Raw genomic sequence first — 12,728 nt, 5'->3', positions numbered from 1 at the left:
AAGGTCTCCTTATTTAATTTTATTTGTATTAATTTCAGTCATTTGTTTTAGATTCTCCTTTTGTGGGCTAGGGGCGTAGCCAATTCTCTAACATTTTTTTTCCATTTGGTGTAAGAACAGATTCTGGATGAAACTGTACGGCACGTACATCATAGGTTTTATGACGTAAAGACATTACCTGTCCGTTTTCATCTACTGAAGTTGCTTCCAAAACTTCCGGTAAATCAGAATCAACTACCCATGAATGGTATCTGCCTACCTCTATCTCATTTGGAATTCCTTCAAAAATGATATCCTCTTTAATTATTTTAATGCTTGTGGCAATACCGTGATAGACTTTGTCCAGGTTTATTAAGGAACCACCAAATACTTCGGCAATGGCCTGTTGCCCTAGGCAGACGCCAAAAATACTTTTGGTAGGTGCGTATTCTTTGATAATTTGTTTTAGCAGGCCGGCTTCATCAGGAATGCCAGGTCCTGGGGATAGCACAATTTTATTAAAAGTAGCTACCTCTTCTAACTTAAGTTGGTCATTACGTTTTACGATAACTTCACAACCTAATTCCTCTAAATAATGTACTAGGTTATAAGTGAAACTATCGTAATTGTCTATAACTAAAACAGTAGCTCCACCTGACCTTCCCGAAGGGGAGGAATTTTGTTGCTCTTCAATTTTTATATTTTTACTCATAATATCATTTTAAAGCCCCTCTTTTGGAGGGGTTGGGGAGGCTTTATATGTCTTCAGCTATTTCCAGTGCCTTGGTCAAAGCACCTAGTTTATTGTATGTTTCTTGTAATTCATTTTCTGGGTTCGATGCAGCTACCAATCCTGCACCGGCTTGATAATGTAATTGGTGATTCTTGCTCAAAAAAGTTCTAATCATAATGGCATGATTGAAATTGCCTGAAAAATCCATAAAACCGATAGCCCCGCCGTAATATCCTCTACTTGTTTTCTCGTATCTTTCAATAAGTTGCATGGCCATGTGTTTAGGTGCACCACTTAGGGTACCGGCAGGGAAAGTATCGGCTACCACTTTCATGGTAGGGATATCACTTTTTTTCATTCCGGTAACCTTGGAGACCAAGTGAATTACATGAGAGAAAAATTGCACTTCCCTATAATTTTCTACCTGTACCACACTACCGTTTCTACTAAGATCGTTACGCGCAAGATCTACTAACATTACATGCTCACTGTTCTCCTTATCGTCTGTCTTCAATTCTTTTGCAAGTTGTGCATCTTGCTCATCATTACCTGTTCTTTTAAAAGTGCCGGCAATTGGGTGAATTTCAGCTTTACCATCGCTAACGATCAATTGAGCTTCTGGAGAACTACCAAAAATTTTAAAGTCGCCATAATCAAAATAGAACAAATAGGGTGATGGATTTACAGAACGTAATGCTCTATACACATTGAACTCGTCGCCCTTAAAACCTTGTGAAAAACGACGGCTCAGTACCAGCTGAAATACATCGCCACGTTGGCAATGCTTTTTAGCTAATTTTACATGCTCCCTATATTCTGCATCTGCAAGATTTGATTTTCTTTCACCTTCTATTTTAAAATTATAGGTAGCGAAGTTTCTGGTACTTAAAAGTTGCTCTAATTCTGGTATGTTATTCTCGGTATTGTAACAATGCGCAAATAGATAGGCTTCATTTTTATAATGATTGATAGCAATGATATTTTGATAAACCGCATAGTAAATATCTGGAATTTGAACAGAGTCATCTTTTACGGAAATGTCTATATCTTCAAAATAGCGAACAGCGTCATAGGCCATATAGCCAAACAATCCATTGTTAATAAACTTATAGTCATTATCATCCGCTTTAAATGCTTTACTAAAAGAATCTATAATATCTACCACGTTAGTTTGTGGTGTAATTTTTATTTCTTCATTGACACCATCTGGATATTGCTTGGTAATAACTTCGTTTTCTACTTTAATAGAGGCAATAGGATTACAACAGATATATGAGAAACTGTTGTTGTTTGCATGGTAGTCGCTGCTTTCCAAAAGTATACTATTGGGAAAACGGTCTCTTATTTTTAGATAAACACTTACCGGGGTAACCGTGTCGGCAAGAATTTTTTTATGATAGGTCTTAAATTGATAGGTCATAGATACTTTTATAAAATAAAGAAGGCTTGTCGTGATGACAAGCCTTTATATAGTTTTACTACAATGATGCTGTGCTCACGATGTTTTTCGTAAGTTGCTCCACCACCAAGTATTCACGTTTAAATTTTTCATTGAGCTCAAATATAAAAAGGAAATTTAAACTTTCAAACTTTAGATCATCAAAAATAAAAATCCCTTTGAATATATCTCAAAGGGATTTTAAATTGTTGTAATTCGATTGTTTTAAAACGATTATAGTGCTAGGTCTACCACAAGATCAAAATCATCATAGATGGCTTTATCGCCTAGGTTGTCAAAAAAGCTTCCTGAACCATATTTAATATCAAATTTGGTTCTATCTACCTTCATGGTCGCTGAAGCTTTGTTTTCAAACATTGATACAACAAGTGTAACGGGTTTTGTAATTCCTTTAATGGTCAAATCTCCTGTAACCGTATATGAGCTGTCGTTCATTGCCTTAACGGATGTGAAAACCAATTTAGAAGTCGGGTTGTTTTCAACACCAAAGAAATCTGCGGATTGTAAATGACCTTCTAACTTCTCTTTACCTTGCCCGGCCTGTAGGTCAGAGCAAGAAATAGAGGTCATGTCTATAACAAATTCACCTCCTATCAATTTTTTACCTTTCATTTCCAAATGACCGGATTTTAAATTGATGGTACCTTCGTGAGATCCTGTAACCTTATAACCTTTCCAAGTTACTTTACTTTCGCTAACCTTTACCTCTTTTTTTTCAGAGTCGATAGGGGTTGAAGCTGTTGCTGTAAATCCGAAAACGGCAACGAATACTAAACTTAATAATGATTTTTTCATGTGTCTAATTTTAAAATGATTGTGTTTAATTAATATGTGTAATAATTTGCTCTTTAGAGTATCTTACCTTGCGGTGATTTTGTGTTTCGTCCTCTTTAGATCTATAGCCTACAGCTAAAACTACCGCAGCGTTCAAACCTATGTCAGAGAGGCCTAAAATTTCATTGTACTGTTCATTGTCAAAACCTTCCATAGGGCAAGCGTCTATTTGCATATTTGCCGCTACGGTCATTAAATTACCCAATACAATGTATGCTTGATTTGAAGTCCATGCACCTTTCTGAGCGTCCGGTAAGTCCAATAATGTAGATTTCATGGTTTGTGAAAATTCTTTGAGGTCATCTTTGGATAAACCCCTTACTACCATGATGTTTTCTATATAATCATCTATAAAAGTATCGTTAAATGTAGGTTTGTTGGCCAAAACAATAAGATGGGACGCATCCGTTATTTGAGGTTGGTCATAAGATACTTTCCTTAGGCGAGTTCTGATTTCCTCATTTTCAATAACATAAATATGATAAGGCTGAAGACCGTATGAAGAAGCTGTTAACCTTGCGGCTTCTAATAATGTGTTTAAATTCTCATTGCTTAATTTCTTGGTGCTATCGAATTTTTTAGTGGCGTAGCGCCAGTTTAAATTGTCTAATATAGTTTTCATTAAAAATAGTTTAAAATTTATTTAGAAGTTCATTGAGCTGGTGTAACTCTATTTCGTCAAATTCTTTAAGTATTCTCTTCTCGGCTTCAAAAAGTATTCCATCAATTTCATTTAAAATATGTAAACCACCTTCCGTAATTACAATTTCAACCTTACGTCTGTTATTTAAGCAGATGGTTCTTTGAGCAAAACCCTTGAGAATTAGTTTATCGACCAAGCGGGTTGTATTGCTCCTTTTTTTAACCATTCTATCATTAATAGTAGAGAGATTAGCTGGTTTTCCATTCTGTCCCCTTAGAATTCTTAAAACATTAAATTGTTGAATAGATATATCAAAAGGTTTTAGGACAGTTGCTATTTCTTCGTCAATTTTATTTATAACCAATGCCAAATGAATAAGCGTCCGTTTTTCTAACGGCATCTTTTGGTTTGTTTTAATGATTTCTTCTACATTCATGTTGATACAATAATTGTATATACAAATGTATGGTTATTTTTAATGACTAAGAGGTCCTTTAGATTAATTATTTGTTAAATCCTTGAGAGTTATCCAAATAAATAAAAAACAATTATTTTTGTTTCATAAATTTTTATAGACAATGGCAGATTTATCACAACAAGATTGGGAAGAGCAATTAGAGAAAGATTCTAATGCAGTAATACTAGATGTAAGAACAGAGGAAGAAGTAGAGGACGGTATTATACCGAATGCAATTAATATTGATATATATAAAGGTCAAGAATTTGTAGCTGAGCTTGAGAAGCTTGATAAAACAAAAAATTATTATGTGTATTGTAGATCAGGTGCCAGAAGTGGTCAAGCATGTGCAATTATGAACAATTTAGGCTTTGATAAGACATATAACCTTCAAGGAGGATTCATGAATTGGGAAGGGGAAACGGCATAATATAATTTCTTTTGAGAAAATTGACCCGCTTAACGGCGGGTTTTTTATTTTTATAAAATGAAGGAAGATTTGCTTCATTTTATTTGGAAGTATAAAAAGTATCCCTTGAACGGTCTCGTATCTACATCTGGTGAAGTAGTGCATGTGGTATCCGTAGGTATGCATAATCATTTTAGTGGTCCTGATTTTTTTAATGCCCAGATAGAGTTGAGTGGACAATTGTGGGCAGGCAATGTAGAGATTCATTTAAAATCTTCTGATTGGTATGCGCATAATCATCAAGAAGATGAAAATTATAATAATGTAATTTTACATGTGGTATGGGAAGATGATGTAGCCGTTTTTAGAAAAGACGGCACTGAAATTCCTACCTTATCCTTAAAAGAATTTATACCCTTACAAATTTTGCATACCTATCAACAATTGTTTGATAGTAGAAATTATAAGTTCATTAATTGTGAAAATGAATTTAATACAGTCAATGATTTTATAAAGAATAATTGGCTAGATCGTTTATTTATAGAACGGTTAGAGCAGAAATCGATTTTTATCGAAAAACTATTAAAAGAAACCAATAATGATTGGGAACATGTATTGTTCTTAATGCTATTGAAAACCTTTGGGTCTAAAATAAATGGAGAATCTTTTGTTGAATTGGGAAAATCAATTGACTTTTCAATTATAAGAAAATTATACCATAAACCTCTTTTAATGGAAAGCCTGTTGTTAGGTCAGGCAAATTTGTTGAATAATACAAATGATGATGCTTATTTTAATAAGTTGAAAGCCGAATATGCCTTTTTAAAACATAAATTTAGCTTAACCCCAATATTTAAATCGCCAGAATTTTTTCGCCTTAGACCATCAAATTTTCCAACCGTAAGGTTAGCGCAATTGAGTGCTCTTTATGCTGAAAACAATAACCTTTTTCATTTATTGATAGAAAACGAACGGGCTGATTTTGCTAAAATTCTAACAATAACAACCTCTAAATATTGGGAGACCCATTTTAATTTCGGAAAAATTTCAAAAAAGAGTAAAAAGAGAATTTCATCCTCATTTTTAAACTTATTGGTGATTAATACGATTATTCCTTTAAAATTTGCTTACAGTCGTTATAAAGGTGGGCTTGTAAATGAGAGTTTTTTAAAGATGATGTCAGAAATAAAAAAGGAAGAAAATAGTATTATAGCTAACTTTGGTAAGCTGGGCGAAACACTTGATAATGCTAAGGACTCTCAGGCATATTTACAGTTATATTCCAATTATTGTGCAAAGGATAAATGTTTGGATTGTGCTGTGGGAGCTTTATTAATGAATATAAAAGTCTAATTTTATACCCATGAGCGCATTTTACAAATTACTGCATTATTTTCAGAAAAGAGGGTATGAAGTATGTGGTCGAATAGCAGAACGATTGGGTATAAGGGCTAGGGTTGTAAGAACATCGTTTATTTATCTCACCTTTGTCACCGTAGGTTTTGGATTCGCACTTTATTTGTTCCTGGCATTTTGGCTTAGAATAAAAGATTTGATTTATACGAAACGTAATTCAGTTTTTGATCTTTAGGATATGATGAAATTATTTAAGTCTAAAATATATTTAGCATTGACCTTAATGCTAATGGTTTTGGCTTTTGGGGTTTTAGGATATCGCTTGGTGGCAGATTATTCTTGGGTAGATGCTTTCTATATGACCATTATAACGGTAACCACTGTTGGTTTTTCAGAGGTGAGACCTATGGGTCCCGAAGGTAAAATCTTTACAATAATCTTAATAGTCACAAGTGTATTTATAGTTGGTTTCGCTATAACGATAGTTACAGACTATCTACTTTCCAGAAATTCAGTAGAACTGCTAAAAAAGAAGAAAATGAAAAATGCAATCGCAAATTTAAATCAGCATGTTATCGTCTGTGGTTTTGGGCGAAATGGTATGCAAGCTGCTGAAAGGCTAAAAGCGTATAAAAGACCGTTTGTGGTTATAGAGAAAGAAAAAGAGGTGATAGAACGCTATGAGGATGATATTTTGTTTATTGAAGGTGATGCCAATGATGATGATGTATTGCTTGAGGCAGGAATTGAAAAGGCACGTTATTTAATTGCAACATTGCCAGATGATGCCGCTAACCTTTTTGTCGTTTTGTCGGCAAGACAAATGAAAAAGGATCTATTCATTATCAGTAGGGCGTCCTTGGTAAATTCTCAAAAGAAATTATTTTTGGCAGGGGCGAACAAGGTAATCATGCCGGATAAGATCGGAGGCGATCACATGGCGTCCTTGGTTGTTATGCCAGATCTTATCACGTTTATGGACAAGCTTTCTATGGAAGGTGAGCATACAACAAATTTAGAAGAGGTTGCCATAGAGGATTTTGCTGATCAGATTGAATGTAATTCGTTAAGGGATTTGGATTTAAGAAGAAAGACGGGTTGTACTATAATAGGTTACATTTCACCTGATGGCCAGTATACCATCAACCCCGAAGCTGATATGGAATTACAGCCTAAAAGTAAGGTTATTGTACTGGGTAGACCAGAACAAATTAAGAAATTGAACGAAATGTTTAATATAGAATAATCATCTTTCTACCATATATATTTGATTGCATCCATTATTTTTAGGATATTGCTAGACAAACTAACTCAAAAATTAAATACAAACTTATGAAGTATAAACTTCTAACCCTGTTTACCTTTTTATTTCCATTTTTAATTTATTCTCAAGAACAAGGTTTAGATCAGCAAATAGATCAAGCGTTCAAGCCTATTTCAGATTTCTTCTCAGCAGTAATTTTCTTTAATATTTGGCACGATCCGGACATACCTTTTGTATTGGTACTGTTGGTAGGTAGTGCACTATTTTTTACGGTCTATTTTGGTTTTCCTAACATAAGGTTTTTTGGAAAGGCTATTAATACCGTTCGTGGTAAATATGAGGATATTGAAAAGCATGGTGCACAAAATCTTTATGGAGAAGATGGTATTGCACAAGGCCAAGATTTAACAAATGTTGATATTGAGGATCATCTTGTTAGTTTAGAAAATGATATGGCCGTTGATGGCGATATTATAGATACTATTAGAGATGAAAGTTCAGAAGGGGAGGTAAGTCATTTTCAGGCATTGGCTACTGCCGTATCCGGTACGGTAGGTAACGGTAATATTGCAGGTGTAGCCTTGGCTATTGCCTTGGGTGGTCCTGGTGCTACTTTTTGGATGATTGTTTGCGGTCTTTTGGGTATGTCATCAAAATTCGTTGAATGTACTTTAGGGGTTCAATATAGAGATGTTGGTGAAGATGGTACCGTTTATGGTGGGCCAATGTATTATATAAGTAAAGGTCTTAAAGAAAGAGGTTTTGAAACCGTAGGTAAAGTTGCTGCGGTAATTTTTGCAATTTTTTGTATTGGTGGTTCATTTGGGGGTGGTAACGCTGCTCAGTCAAACCAGGCTACAATTGTAATAAAAGAACTTTTTAACTGGCAGAGTACTGCTGCAGGTGCTATTGTAGGTCTGGTACTTGCAATCCTTGTTGGGGTAATTATTATTGGCGGTATTAAGCGTATTGCACAGGTAACGGAAAAAGTGGTGCCGTTTATGGCGGTAATGTATATTGTTGCATGTTTGTATATTATACTTAGCAACATTACACTTGTAGATGATGCAATTTCTTTAATAGTTGCAGAAGCATTTAAGCCAACTGCCATTGGTGTAGGAAGTCTTATTGGAGTTCTGTTGGTAGGATTTAAAAGAGCGGCATTCTCAAATGAAGCCGGTGCAGGTTCGGCATCTATTGCGCACTCTGCGGTAAGAACAAAATATTCTGCATCTGAAGGTTTGGTAGCTTTACTGGAACCTTTTATTGATACCGTTGTTATATGTACAATGACGGCAATAGTAATAATTATTTTCAATTTTGGTGGCGCGTTTACTTATGGTGGTGATGGTTCCGGATCAGTTTTAATTGACGGTGTTGCTTATGAAGGTGCTGGTATTACTGCTGTAGCATTTGCTAAATATATTCCTTATTCTAATGTATTTTTAACTATTGCAGTGGTATTATTTGCTGTGTCAACAATGATATCATGGTCTTATTACGGATTACAATCTTGGAAATATTTATTCGGACGTGGTAGAACGGCTGATATTGTTTATAAATTATTATTCTGTACATTCATCGTTATCGGTGCTGCGGCAAGTATGAAATCTATTTGGGATTTCTCTGATGCAATGATATTTGCAATGGTATTCCCTAATATGGTAGGTCTATTCTTCTTGTTCCCAATTGTTAAAAAACAATTGAATAGATACTTGGGTGCAATTAAGTTAAAGTATGATGCTATAGAAGATTAAGAAACATCATGAATTCATTTAAATCCCACTTTAAGTTCAATAAAGAAGAACGAAGTGGGATTTTCTTTTTCTTATTTTTTCTCATTGCTGTTCAATTAGGTTATTATTTCTATAATAAAAATACGTTAAGTAAAGCTGCTCCTTTACAGTTTGAAAGTGGTTTACAGGCAGAAATTGATTCCTTAAAGATTTTAGCGTCAATAAAAGACTCTGTTCGTATATATCCTTTTAATCCAAATTTTATTACTGACTTTAAAGGCTATACAATTGGTATGTCTGTAGAGGAAATAGATAGATTGTACAAGTTTAGAAAGAAAGATAAATATGTAAACTCGGCAAAAGAATTTCAGGATGTTACAAAAATATCAGATTCATTGCTTAAAGCTCTTGCTCCGTTTTTTAAATTTCCAGAATGGACTCAAGGTAAGAGGAGAAAAACTTTTAATACATCTACATCTAATAATAAAGTAGACGAAATAATTTGGAAAGATCTGAATACAGCAACAGCTGAAGATTTAAAAACGATAAATGGAATAGGGGAGAAGTTGTCCGCTAGAATAATAAAATTTAGAGATCGCTTGGGTGGTTTTTTAATTGATGATCAATTAAATGATGTTTATGGTCTTGAGCCAGAGGTTGTAGAAAGAGCCTTAGAGCGGTTTAAAGTTTTAACGAAGCCAAATATTATAAAAATTAACGTAAATACTGCAACGGTAGAAGAATTGTCTAAATTGATATATCTGCAAAAATACGTTGCTGAGGGCATTGTAAATTATCGTAATCTCAACGGAAGTATCAAATCTTTGAACGAATTAGTAGAAATTGATAAATTTCCGGCAGAGCGTATTAACAGAATTGCATTATATTTGTCATTATAAAAAAAACGCTATGCAAAGTATGTACTTCACAGAAGAACATCAATTATTTAGGGAAAGTCTAAAAGATTTTTTACATAAAGAAGTAGTCCCACATATAGATAAATGGGAAGAAACTGGAACTATAGAAAGGTTTATATGGAAAAAATTTGGGGATATGGGCTATTTTGGCCTGGCAACTCCTGAAGAAGATGGTGGTCTAGGTCTAGATTTATTTTATACTATTATTTTTTTAGAGGAATTACAAAAGATAAATTCCGGTGGATTTGCAGCGGCAATGTGGGCGCACGCTTATTTGGCAATGACTCATTTAAATAAAGAAGCAGATTCTTTTTTAAAGGAAAAGTATTTACGACCAAGTGTAAATGGAGATAAGATTGGTTGTCTTTGTATATCAGAGCCTTTTGGTGGTAGTGATGTAGCTGCTATGAGGACAACTGCGGTTAAGCAAGGTGATCATTATGTACTAAATGGTTCTAAAACGTTTATTACAAATGGTGTTTATGCAGATTACATGATAGTGGCTGCAAAAACCAATCCTGAATTGGGTAATAAAGGAATTAGCATTTTTGCTGTAGATAGAAGTAGTAAAGGAGTTACCGCAAATAAATTGAACAAATTAGGTTGGAGAGCTTCTGATACCGCAGAGTTAGCCTTTGACAATGTTAAGATCCCGGTAGAGAACTTAATGGGCGTTGAAAACATGGGGTTTTCATATATAATGGAGCATTTTGCGCTTGAACGGTTGATAATGGGTGTGAATGCTCATGCAAGGTCAGAGCATGTTTTGGATTATGCATTAAAATATATGTCAGAAAGGGAAGCTTTTGGAAGGTCTATTAATAAGTTTCAGGCACTAAGGCATCGTGTAGTAGATTTACATGCGGATATTGATATGTGCAAAGAATATAATTATTCGGTCGCCTATCGTTTGGATAAAGGTCAATATGTAGTTAAAGAAGCGACAATCTCTAAATTAAAATCTACGAAAGTTGCCGATGAAGTGGCCTATGAATGTTTGCAATTTTTAGGGGGTTATGGTTATATTGAAGATTATCCTATGGCTCGCAATTTTAGGGATAGTAGATTGGGACCGATTGGTGGTGGTACTTCAGAAATATTGCGTGAAATAATTTCCAAAATCATAATCGATAAAAAAGAATACAAGCCTGCTACGGTATAGTTAAGCGGATATTGGTTTAAAAAGTATATAATTGGTTGTCTATTTAAATATAGTTAGTATATTTGCAGCCTTAATCACAAAAGAGAGGAGGTTTAGCCCATGTTAATAATACCAGTAAAAGAAGGAGAAAACATCGATAGAGCTTTAAAGCGTTTTAAACGTAAGTTCGACAAAACAGGTACAATGAGACAGTTACGTAAGCGTCAACAGTTCAATAAGCCGTCAGTTGTTCGTAGAGCACAGATACAAAAAGCAGAATACATTCAAGGTCTAAGAGATCAAGAAGAAGTTTAGTTTTTTAAGATAAATATTAAATCCCGCAATTTGCGGGATTTTTTTTTGCTCAAATTTTGACAGGCTCTAAACTTTAATACCTTTAGGTAATGTATTTAAGCGAATTTATTTCTTATCTCTCGTTAGAGAAAAATTATTCTTTACATACGATTAAAGCGTATGAGAACGATATACTTGAATTTGGCAGATTTTGCTTGTCTAATTATGATGTAGAGGATATTAATACTGTAGAATACAATATTGTTCGTTTCTGGATAGTTGATTTATCGGAAAATAAAATCAATAATAGGTCTATCAATAGAAAAATAGCATCGTTAAAAGCATATTTCAAATTTCTTCAGAAAATAGGGGTGACAGATGTTAATCCTTTAAATAAGCACAAGGCATTGAAGACTGCGAAAAAAGTGGAAATTCCTTTTTCTGAAATTGAGATGAAAAATGTTCTGTCTCAAATAGATTATAAAGAAGATTTTGAAGGTAAAAGAGATGAGCTGTTAATTCATGTGTTGTATGTTACGGGTATGCGTAGGGCAGAGGTTATTACGTTAAAGGTATCAGATGTTGATTTTGAAACAATGACCATTAAGATTTTGGGCAAACGAAATAAAGAAAGGCTAATTCCTATGTTTACGGAGACTAGAGATAAGTTTAAAGAGTATTTAAAAGTTCGCTCACACCTTGATGAGGTGGTAGATGTTGAAACTATGTTCTTAACTAAATCAGGCAATAAAATGTATGAAACACTTGTTTATAGATTAATAAAAAAGTATTTTAGAGAGGTTTCCTCAAAGGTGAAGACTAGTCCGCATATTCTTAGGCACACCTTTGCTACTCATCTTTTAAACAAAGGTGCAGATTTAAATGCGGTAAAAGAGTTGTTGGGTCATTCTAGTTTGGCTTCTACTCAAGTTTATACGCATAATAGTATTGCCGAGTTAAAGAAAGTGCATGCTAAAGCCCATCCGCGGGGGAATAAAAAATAAATGTTTAATCTGGCTAAATCTTATTAGGCCATAAAATTTCTGACTATGAAAGTAAATGCGCAATCGGTAAATTTTAATGCAGACCAAAAGTTGATCAATTTTCTTCAAAATAGACTTGATAAAGTGGAAACCTTTTATTCTAAGGTAATTAGCTCAGATGTTTATATGAAAGTTGAGAATACCAGTGCAAAGGAGAATAAGATAGTGGAAATTAAAATTTCTGTTCCTAAAGATAAATTTGTAGTAAAAAAGCAATGTAAATCTTTTGAAGAGGCTGTAGACTCTGCCTGTAGTTCTCTGGAACGCAGACTAATAAAGCAAAAAGAAAAAATAAGATTACAAGCTTGATAAAAATTTTTTAAAATTTGTTTTGAATAAACAAAAAATACTATACATTTGCAGTCCGTTAGAAATAGCGGGCTTTTTTATGACAGAAAAAGTTGTAAAATAAGCCGATGTAGCTCAGCTGGCTAGAGCAGCTGATTTGTAATCAGCAGGTCGT

At 34.1% G+C, this 12,728-nt stretch carries 15 protein-coding genes; 10 read left to right on the top strand and 5 right to left on the bottom strand.

The window, feature by feature from the left end; genetic code table 11:
- Window positions 1-67: 67 nt before the first annotated feature.
- The 5 genes from QZ657_RS12060 to QZ657_RS12040 all read right to left on the bottom strand — a co-directional run bounded on the left by QZ657_RS12060 (window position 68) and on the right by QZ657_RS12040 (window position 4,084).
- Entirely contained in the window at window positions 68-691 is a 624-nt protein-coding gene (locus QZ657_RS12060; RefSeq protein ID WP_291967147.1) for an anthranilate synthase component II, read from the bottom strand.
- Between the two features lie 43 nt (window positions 692-734).
- Window positions 735-2,132 carry an anthranilate synthase component I family protein gene (locus QZ657_RS12055; protein WP_276473598.1) on the bottom strand — a complete coding sequence of 466 codons (1,398 nt, stop codon included), beginning with the start codon at window positions 2,130-2,132 and terminating at the stop codon, window positions 735-737.
- A 252-nt stretch (window positions 2,133-2,384) separates the two neighbouring features.
- Window positions 2,385-2,966 carry a YceI family protein gene (locus tag QZ657_RS12050; protein WP_276473597.1) on the bottom strand — a complete coding sequence of 194 codons (582 nt, stop codon included), beginning with the start codon at window positions 2,964-2,966 and terminating at the stop codon, window positions 2,385-2,387.
- Window positions 2,967-2,991: 25 nt separating this feature from the next.
- Window positions 2,992-3,627: an NAD(P)H-dependent oxidoreductase gene (locus QZ657_RS12045; protein ID WP_291967145.1), complete on the bottom strand. Its 636-nt coding sequence runs from the start codon at window positions 3,625-3,627 to the stop codon at window positions 2,992-2,994.
- 10 nt (window positions 3,628-3,637) lie between these two features.
- Window positions 3,638-4,084 carry a MarR family winged helix-turn-helix transcriptional regulator gene (locus tag QZ657_RS12040; RefSeq protein WP_276473595.1) on the bottom strand — a complete coding sequence of 149 codons (447 nt, stop codon included), beginning with the start codon at window positions 4,082-4,084 and terminating at the stop codon, window positions 3,638-3,640.
- Window positions 4,085-4,226: 142 nt separating this feature from the next.
- Here QZ657_RS12040 and QZ657_RS12035 point away from each other — a divergent pair, with 142 nt between their 5' ends.
- The 10 genes from QZ657_RS12035 to hpf all read left to right on the top strand — a co-directional run bounded on the left by QZ657_RS12035 (window position 4,227) and on the right by hpf (window position 12,574).
- Window positions 4,227-4,535 carry a rhodanese-like domain-containing protein gene (locus QZ657_RS12035; protein WP_276473594.1) on the top strand — a complete coding sequence of 103 codons (309 nt, stop codon included), beginning with the start codon at window positions 4,227-4,229 and terminating at the stop codon, window positions 4,533-4,535.
- 57 nt (window positions 4,536-4,592) lie between these two features.
- Window positions 4,593-5,867 (top strand): DUF2851 family protein, encoded by a 1,275-nt coding sequence (locus QZ657_RS12030; RefSeq protein ID WP_291967143.1) that lies wholly within the window; start codon window positions 4,593-4,595, stop codon window positions 5,865-5,867.
- A 10-nt stretch (window positions 5,868-5,877) separates the two neighbouring features.
- On the top strand, window positions 5,878-6,105 hold the full coding sequence (locus QZ657_RS12025) for a PspC domain-containing protein (RefSeq protein ID WP_291967141.1): 228 nt from the start codon (window positions 5,878-5,880) through the stop codon (window positions 6,103-6,105).
- A 3-nt stretch (window positions 6,106-6,108) separates the two neighbouring features.
- Window positions 6,109-7,116 (top strand): potassium channel family protein, encoded by a 1,008-nt coding sequence (locus QZ657_RS12020; RefSeq protein WP_276473591.1) that lies wholly within the window; start codon window positions 6,109-6,111, stop codon window positions 7,114-7,116.
- Window positions 7,117-7,202: 86 nt separating this feature from the next.
- Window positions 7,203-8,891, top strand: coding sequence for an alanine/glycine:cation symporter family protein (locus QZ657_RS12015; RefSeq protein ID WP_291967139.1), 1,689 nt, complete (start codon window positions 7,203-7,205; stop codon window positions 8,889-8,891).
- 8 nt (window positions 8,892-8,899) lie between these two features.
- Window positions 8,900-9,769: a ComEA family DNA-binding protein gene (locus QZ657_RS12010; protein WP_291967137.1), complete on the top strand. Its 870-nt coding sequence runs from the start codon at window positions 8,900-8,902 to the stop codon at window positions 9,767-9,769.
- Between the two features lie 10 nt (window positions 9,770-9,779).
- Window positions 9,780-10,949 carry an acyl-CoA dehydrogenase family protein gene (locus tag QZ657_RS12005; RefSeq protein ID WP_291961519.1) on the top strand — a complete coding sequence of 390 codons (1,170 nt, stop codon included), beginning with the start codon at window positions 9,780-9,782 and terminating at the stop codon, window positions 10,947-10,949.
- 99 nt (window positions 10,950-11,048) lie between these two features.
- Window positions 11,049-11,243: a 30S ribosomal protein S21 gene (gene rpsU / locus QZ657_RS12000; protein WP_036155953.1), complete on the top strand. Its 195-nt coding sequence runs from the start codon at window positions 11,049-11,051 to the stop codon at window positions 11,241-11,243.
- 89 nt (window positions 11,244-11,332) lie between these two features.
- Window positions 11,333-12,226 carry a tyrosine-type recombinase/integrase gene (locus QZ657_RS11995; protein WP_291967135.1) on the top strand — a complete coding sequence of 298 codons (894 nt, stop codon included), beginning with the start codon at window positions 11,333-11,335 and terminating at the stop codon, window positions 12,224-12,226.
- A 45-nt stretch (window positions 12,227-12,271) separates the two neighbouring features.
- Window positions 12,272-12,574, top strand: a complete 303-nt coding sequence (gene hpf / locus QZ657_RS11990; protein WP_276473586.1) for a ribosome hibernation-promoting factor, HPF/YfiA family — start codon at window positions 12,272-12,274, stop codon at window positions 12,572-12,574.
- The last annotated feature ends 154 nt before the right edge of the window (window positions 12,575-12,728 follow it).

Origin of the sequence: Maribacter sp. (assembly GCA_020629415.1) — a bacterium.
GTDB lineage: Bacteria > Bacteroidota > Bacteroidia > Flavobacteriales > Flavobacteriaceae > Maribacter > Maribacter huludaoensis.
The sequence above is the reverse complement of the archived record's forward strand: the minus strand, read 5'-3'. Positions and strand labels throughout refer to the sequence as shown.

What these genes read in the sequence shown, in the direction of transcription:
- QZ657_RS12060 (WP_291967147.1), bottom strand. Translation starts at nt 691, where the DNA reads ATGAGTAAAAATATAAAAATTGAAGAGCAACAAAATTCCTCCCCTTCG.
- QZ657_RS12055 (WP_276473598.1), bottom strand. Translation starts at nt 2,132, where the DNA reads ATGACCTATCAATTTAAGACCTATCATAAAAAAATTCTTGCCGACACG.
- QZ657_RS12050 (WP_276473597.1), bottom strand. Translation starts at nt 2,966, where the DNA reads ATGAAAAAATCATTATTAAGTTTAGTATTCGTTGCCGTTTTCGGATTT.
- QZ657_RS12045 (WP_291967145.1), bottom strand. Translation starts at nt 3,627, where the DNA reads ATGAAAACTATATTAGACAATTTAAACTGGCGCTACGCCACTAAAAAA.
- QZ657_RS12040 (WP_276473595.1), bottom strand. Translation starts at nt 4,084, where the DNA reads ATGAATGTAGAAGAAATCATTAAAACAAACCAAAAGATGCCGTTAGAA.
- QZ657_RS12035 (WP_276473594.1), top strand. Translation starts at nt 4,227, where the DNA reads ATGGCAGATTTATCACAACAAGATTGGGAAGAGCAATTAGAGAAAGAT.
- QZ657_RS12030 (WP_291967143.1), top strand. Translation starts at nt 4,593, where the DNA reads ATGAAGGAAGATTTGCTTCATTTTATTTGGAAGTATAAAAAGTATCCC.
- QZ657_RS12025 (WP_291967141.1), top strand. Translation starts at nt 5,878, where the DNA reads ATGAGCGCATTTTACAAATTACTGCATTATTTTCAGAAAAGAGGGTAT.
- QZ657_RS12020 (WP_276473591.1), top strand. Translation starts at nt 6,109, where the DNA reads ATGATGAAATTATTTAAGTCTAAAATATATTTAGCATTGACCTTAATG.
- QZ657_RS12015 (WP_291967139.1), top strand. Translation starts at nt 7,203, where the DNA reads ATGAAGTATAAACTTCTAACCCTGTTTACCTTTTTATTTCCATTTTTA.
- QZ657_RS12010 (WP_291967137.1), top strand. Translation starts at nt 8,900, where the DNA reads ATGAATTCATTTAAATCCCACTTTAAGTTCAATAAAGAAGAACGAAGT.
- QZ657_RS12005 (WP_291961519.1), top strand. Translation starts at nt 9,780, where the DNA reads ATGCAAAGTATGTACTTCACAGAAGAACATCAATTATTTAGGGAAAGT.
- rpsU (WP_036155953.1), top strand. Translation starts at nt 11,049, where the DNA reads ATGTTAATAATACCAGTAAAAGAAGGAGAAAACATCGATAGAGCTTTA.
- QZ657_RS11995 (WP_291967135.1), top strand. Translation starts at nt 11,333, where the DNA reads ATGTATTTAAGCGAATTTATTTCTTATCTCTCGTTAGAGAAAAATTAT.
- hpf (WP_276473586.1), top strand. Translation starts at nt 12,272, where the DNA reads ATGAAAGTAAATGCGCAATCGGTAAATTTTAATGCAGACCAAAAGTTG.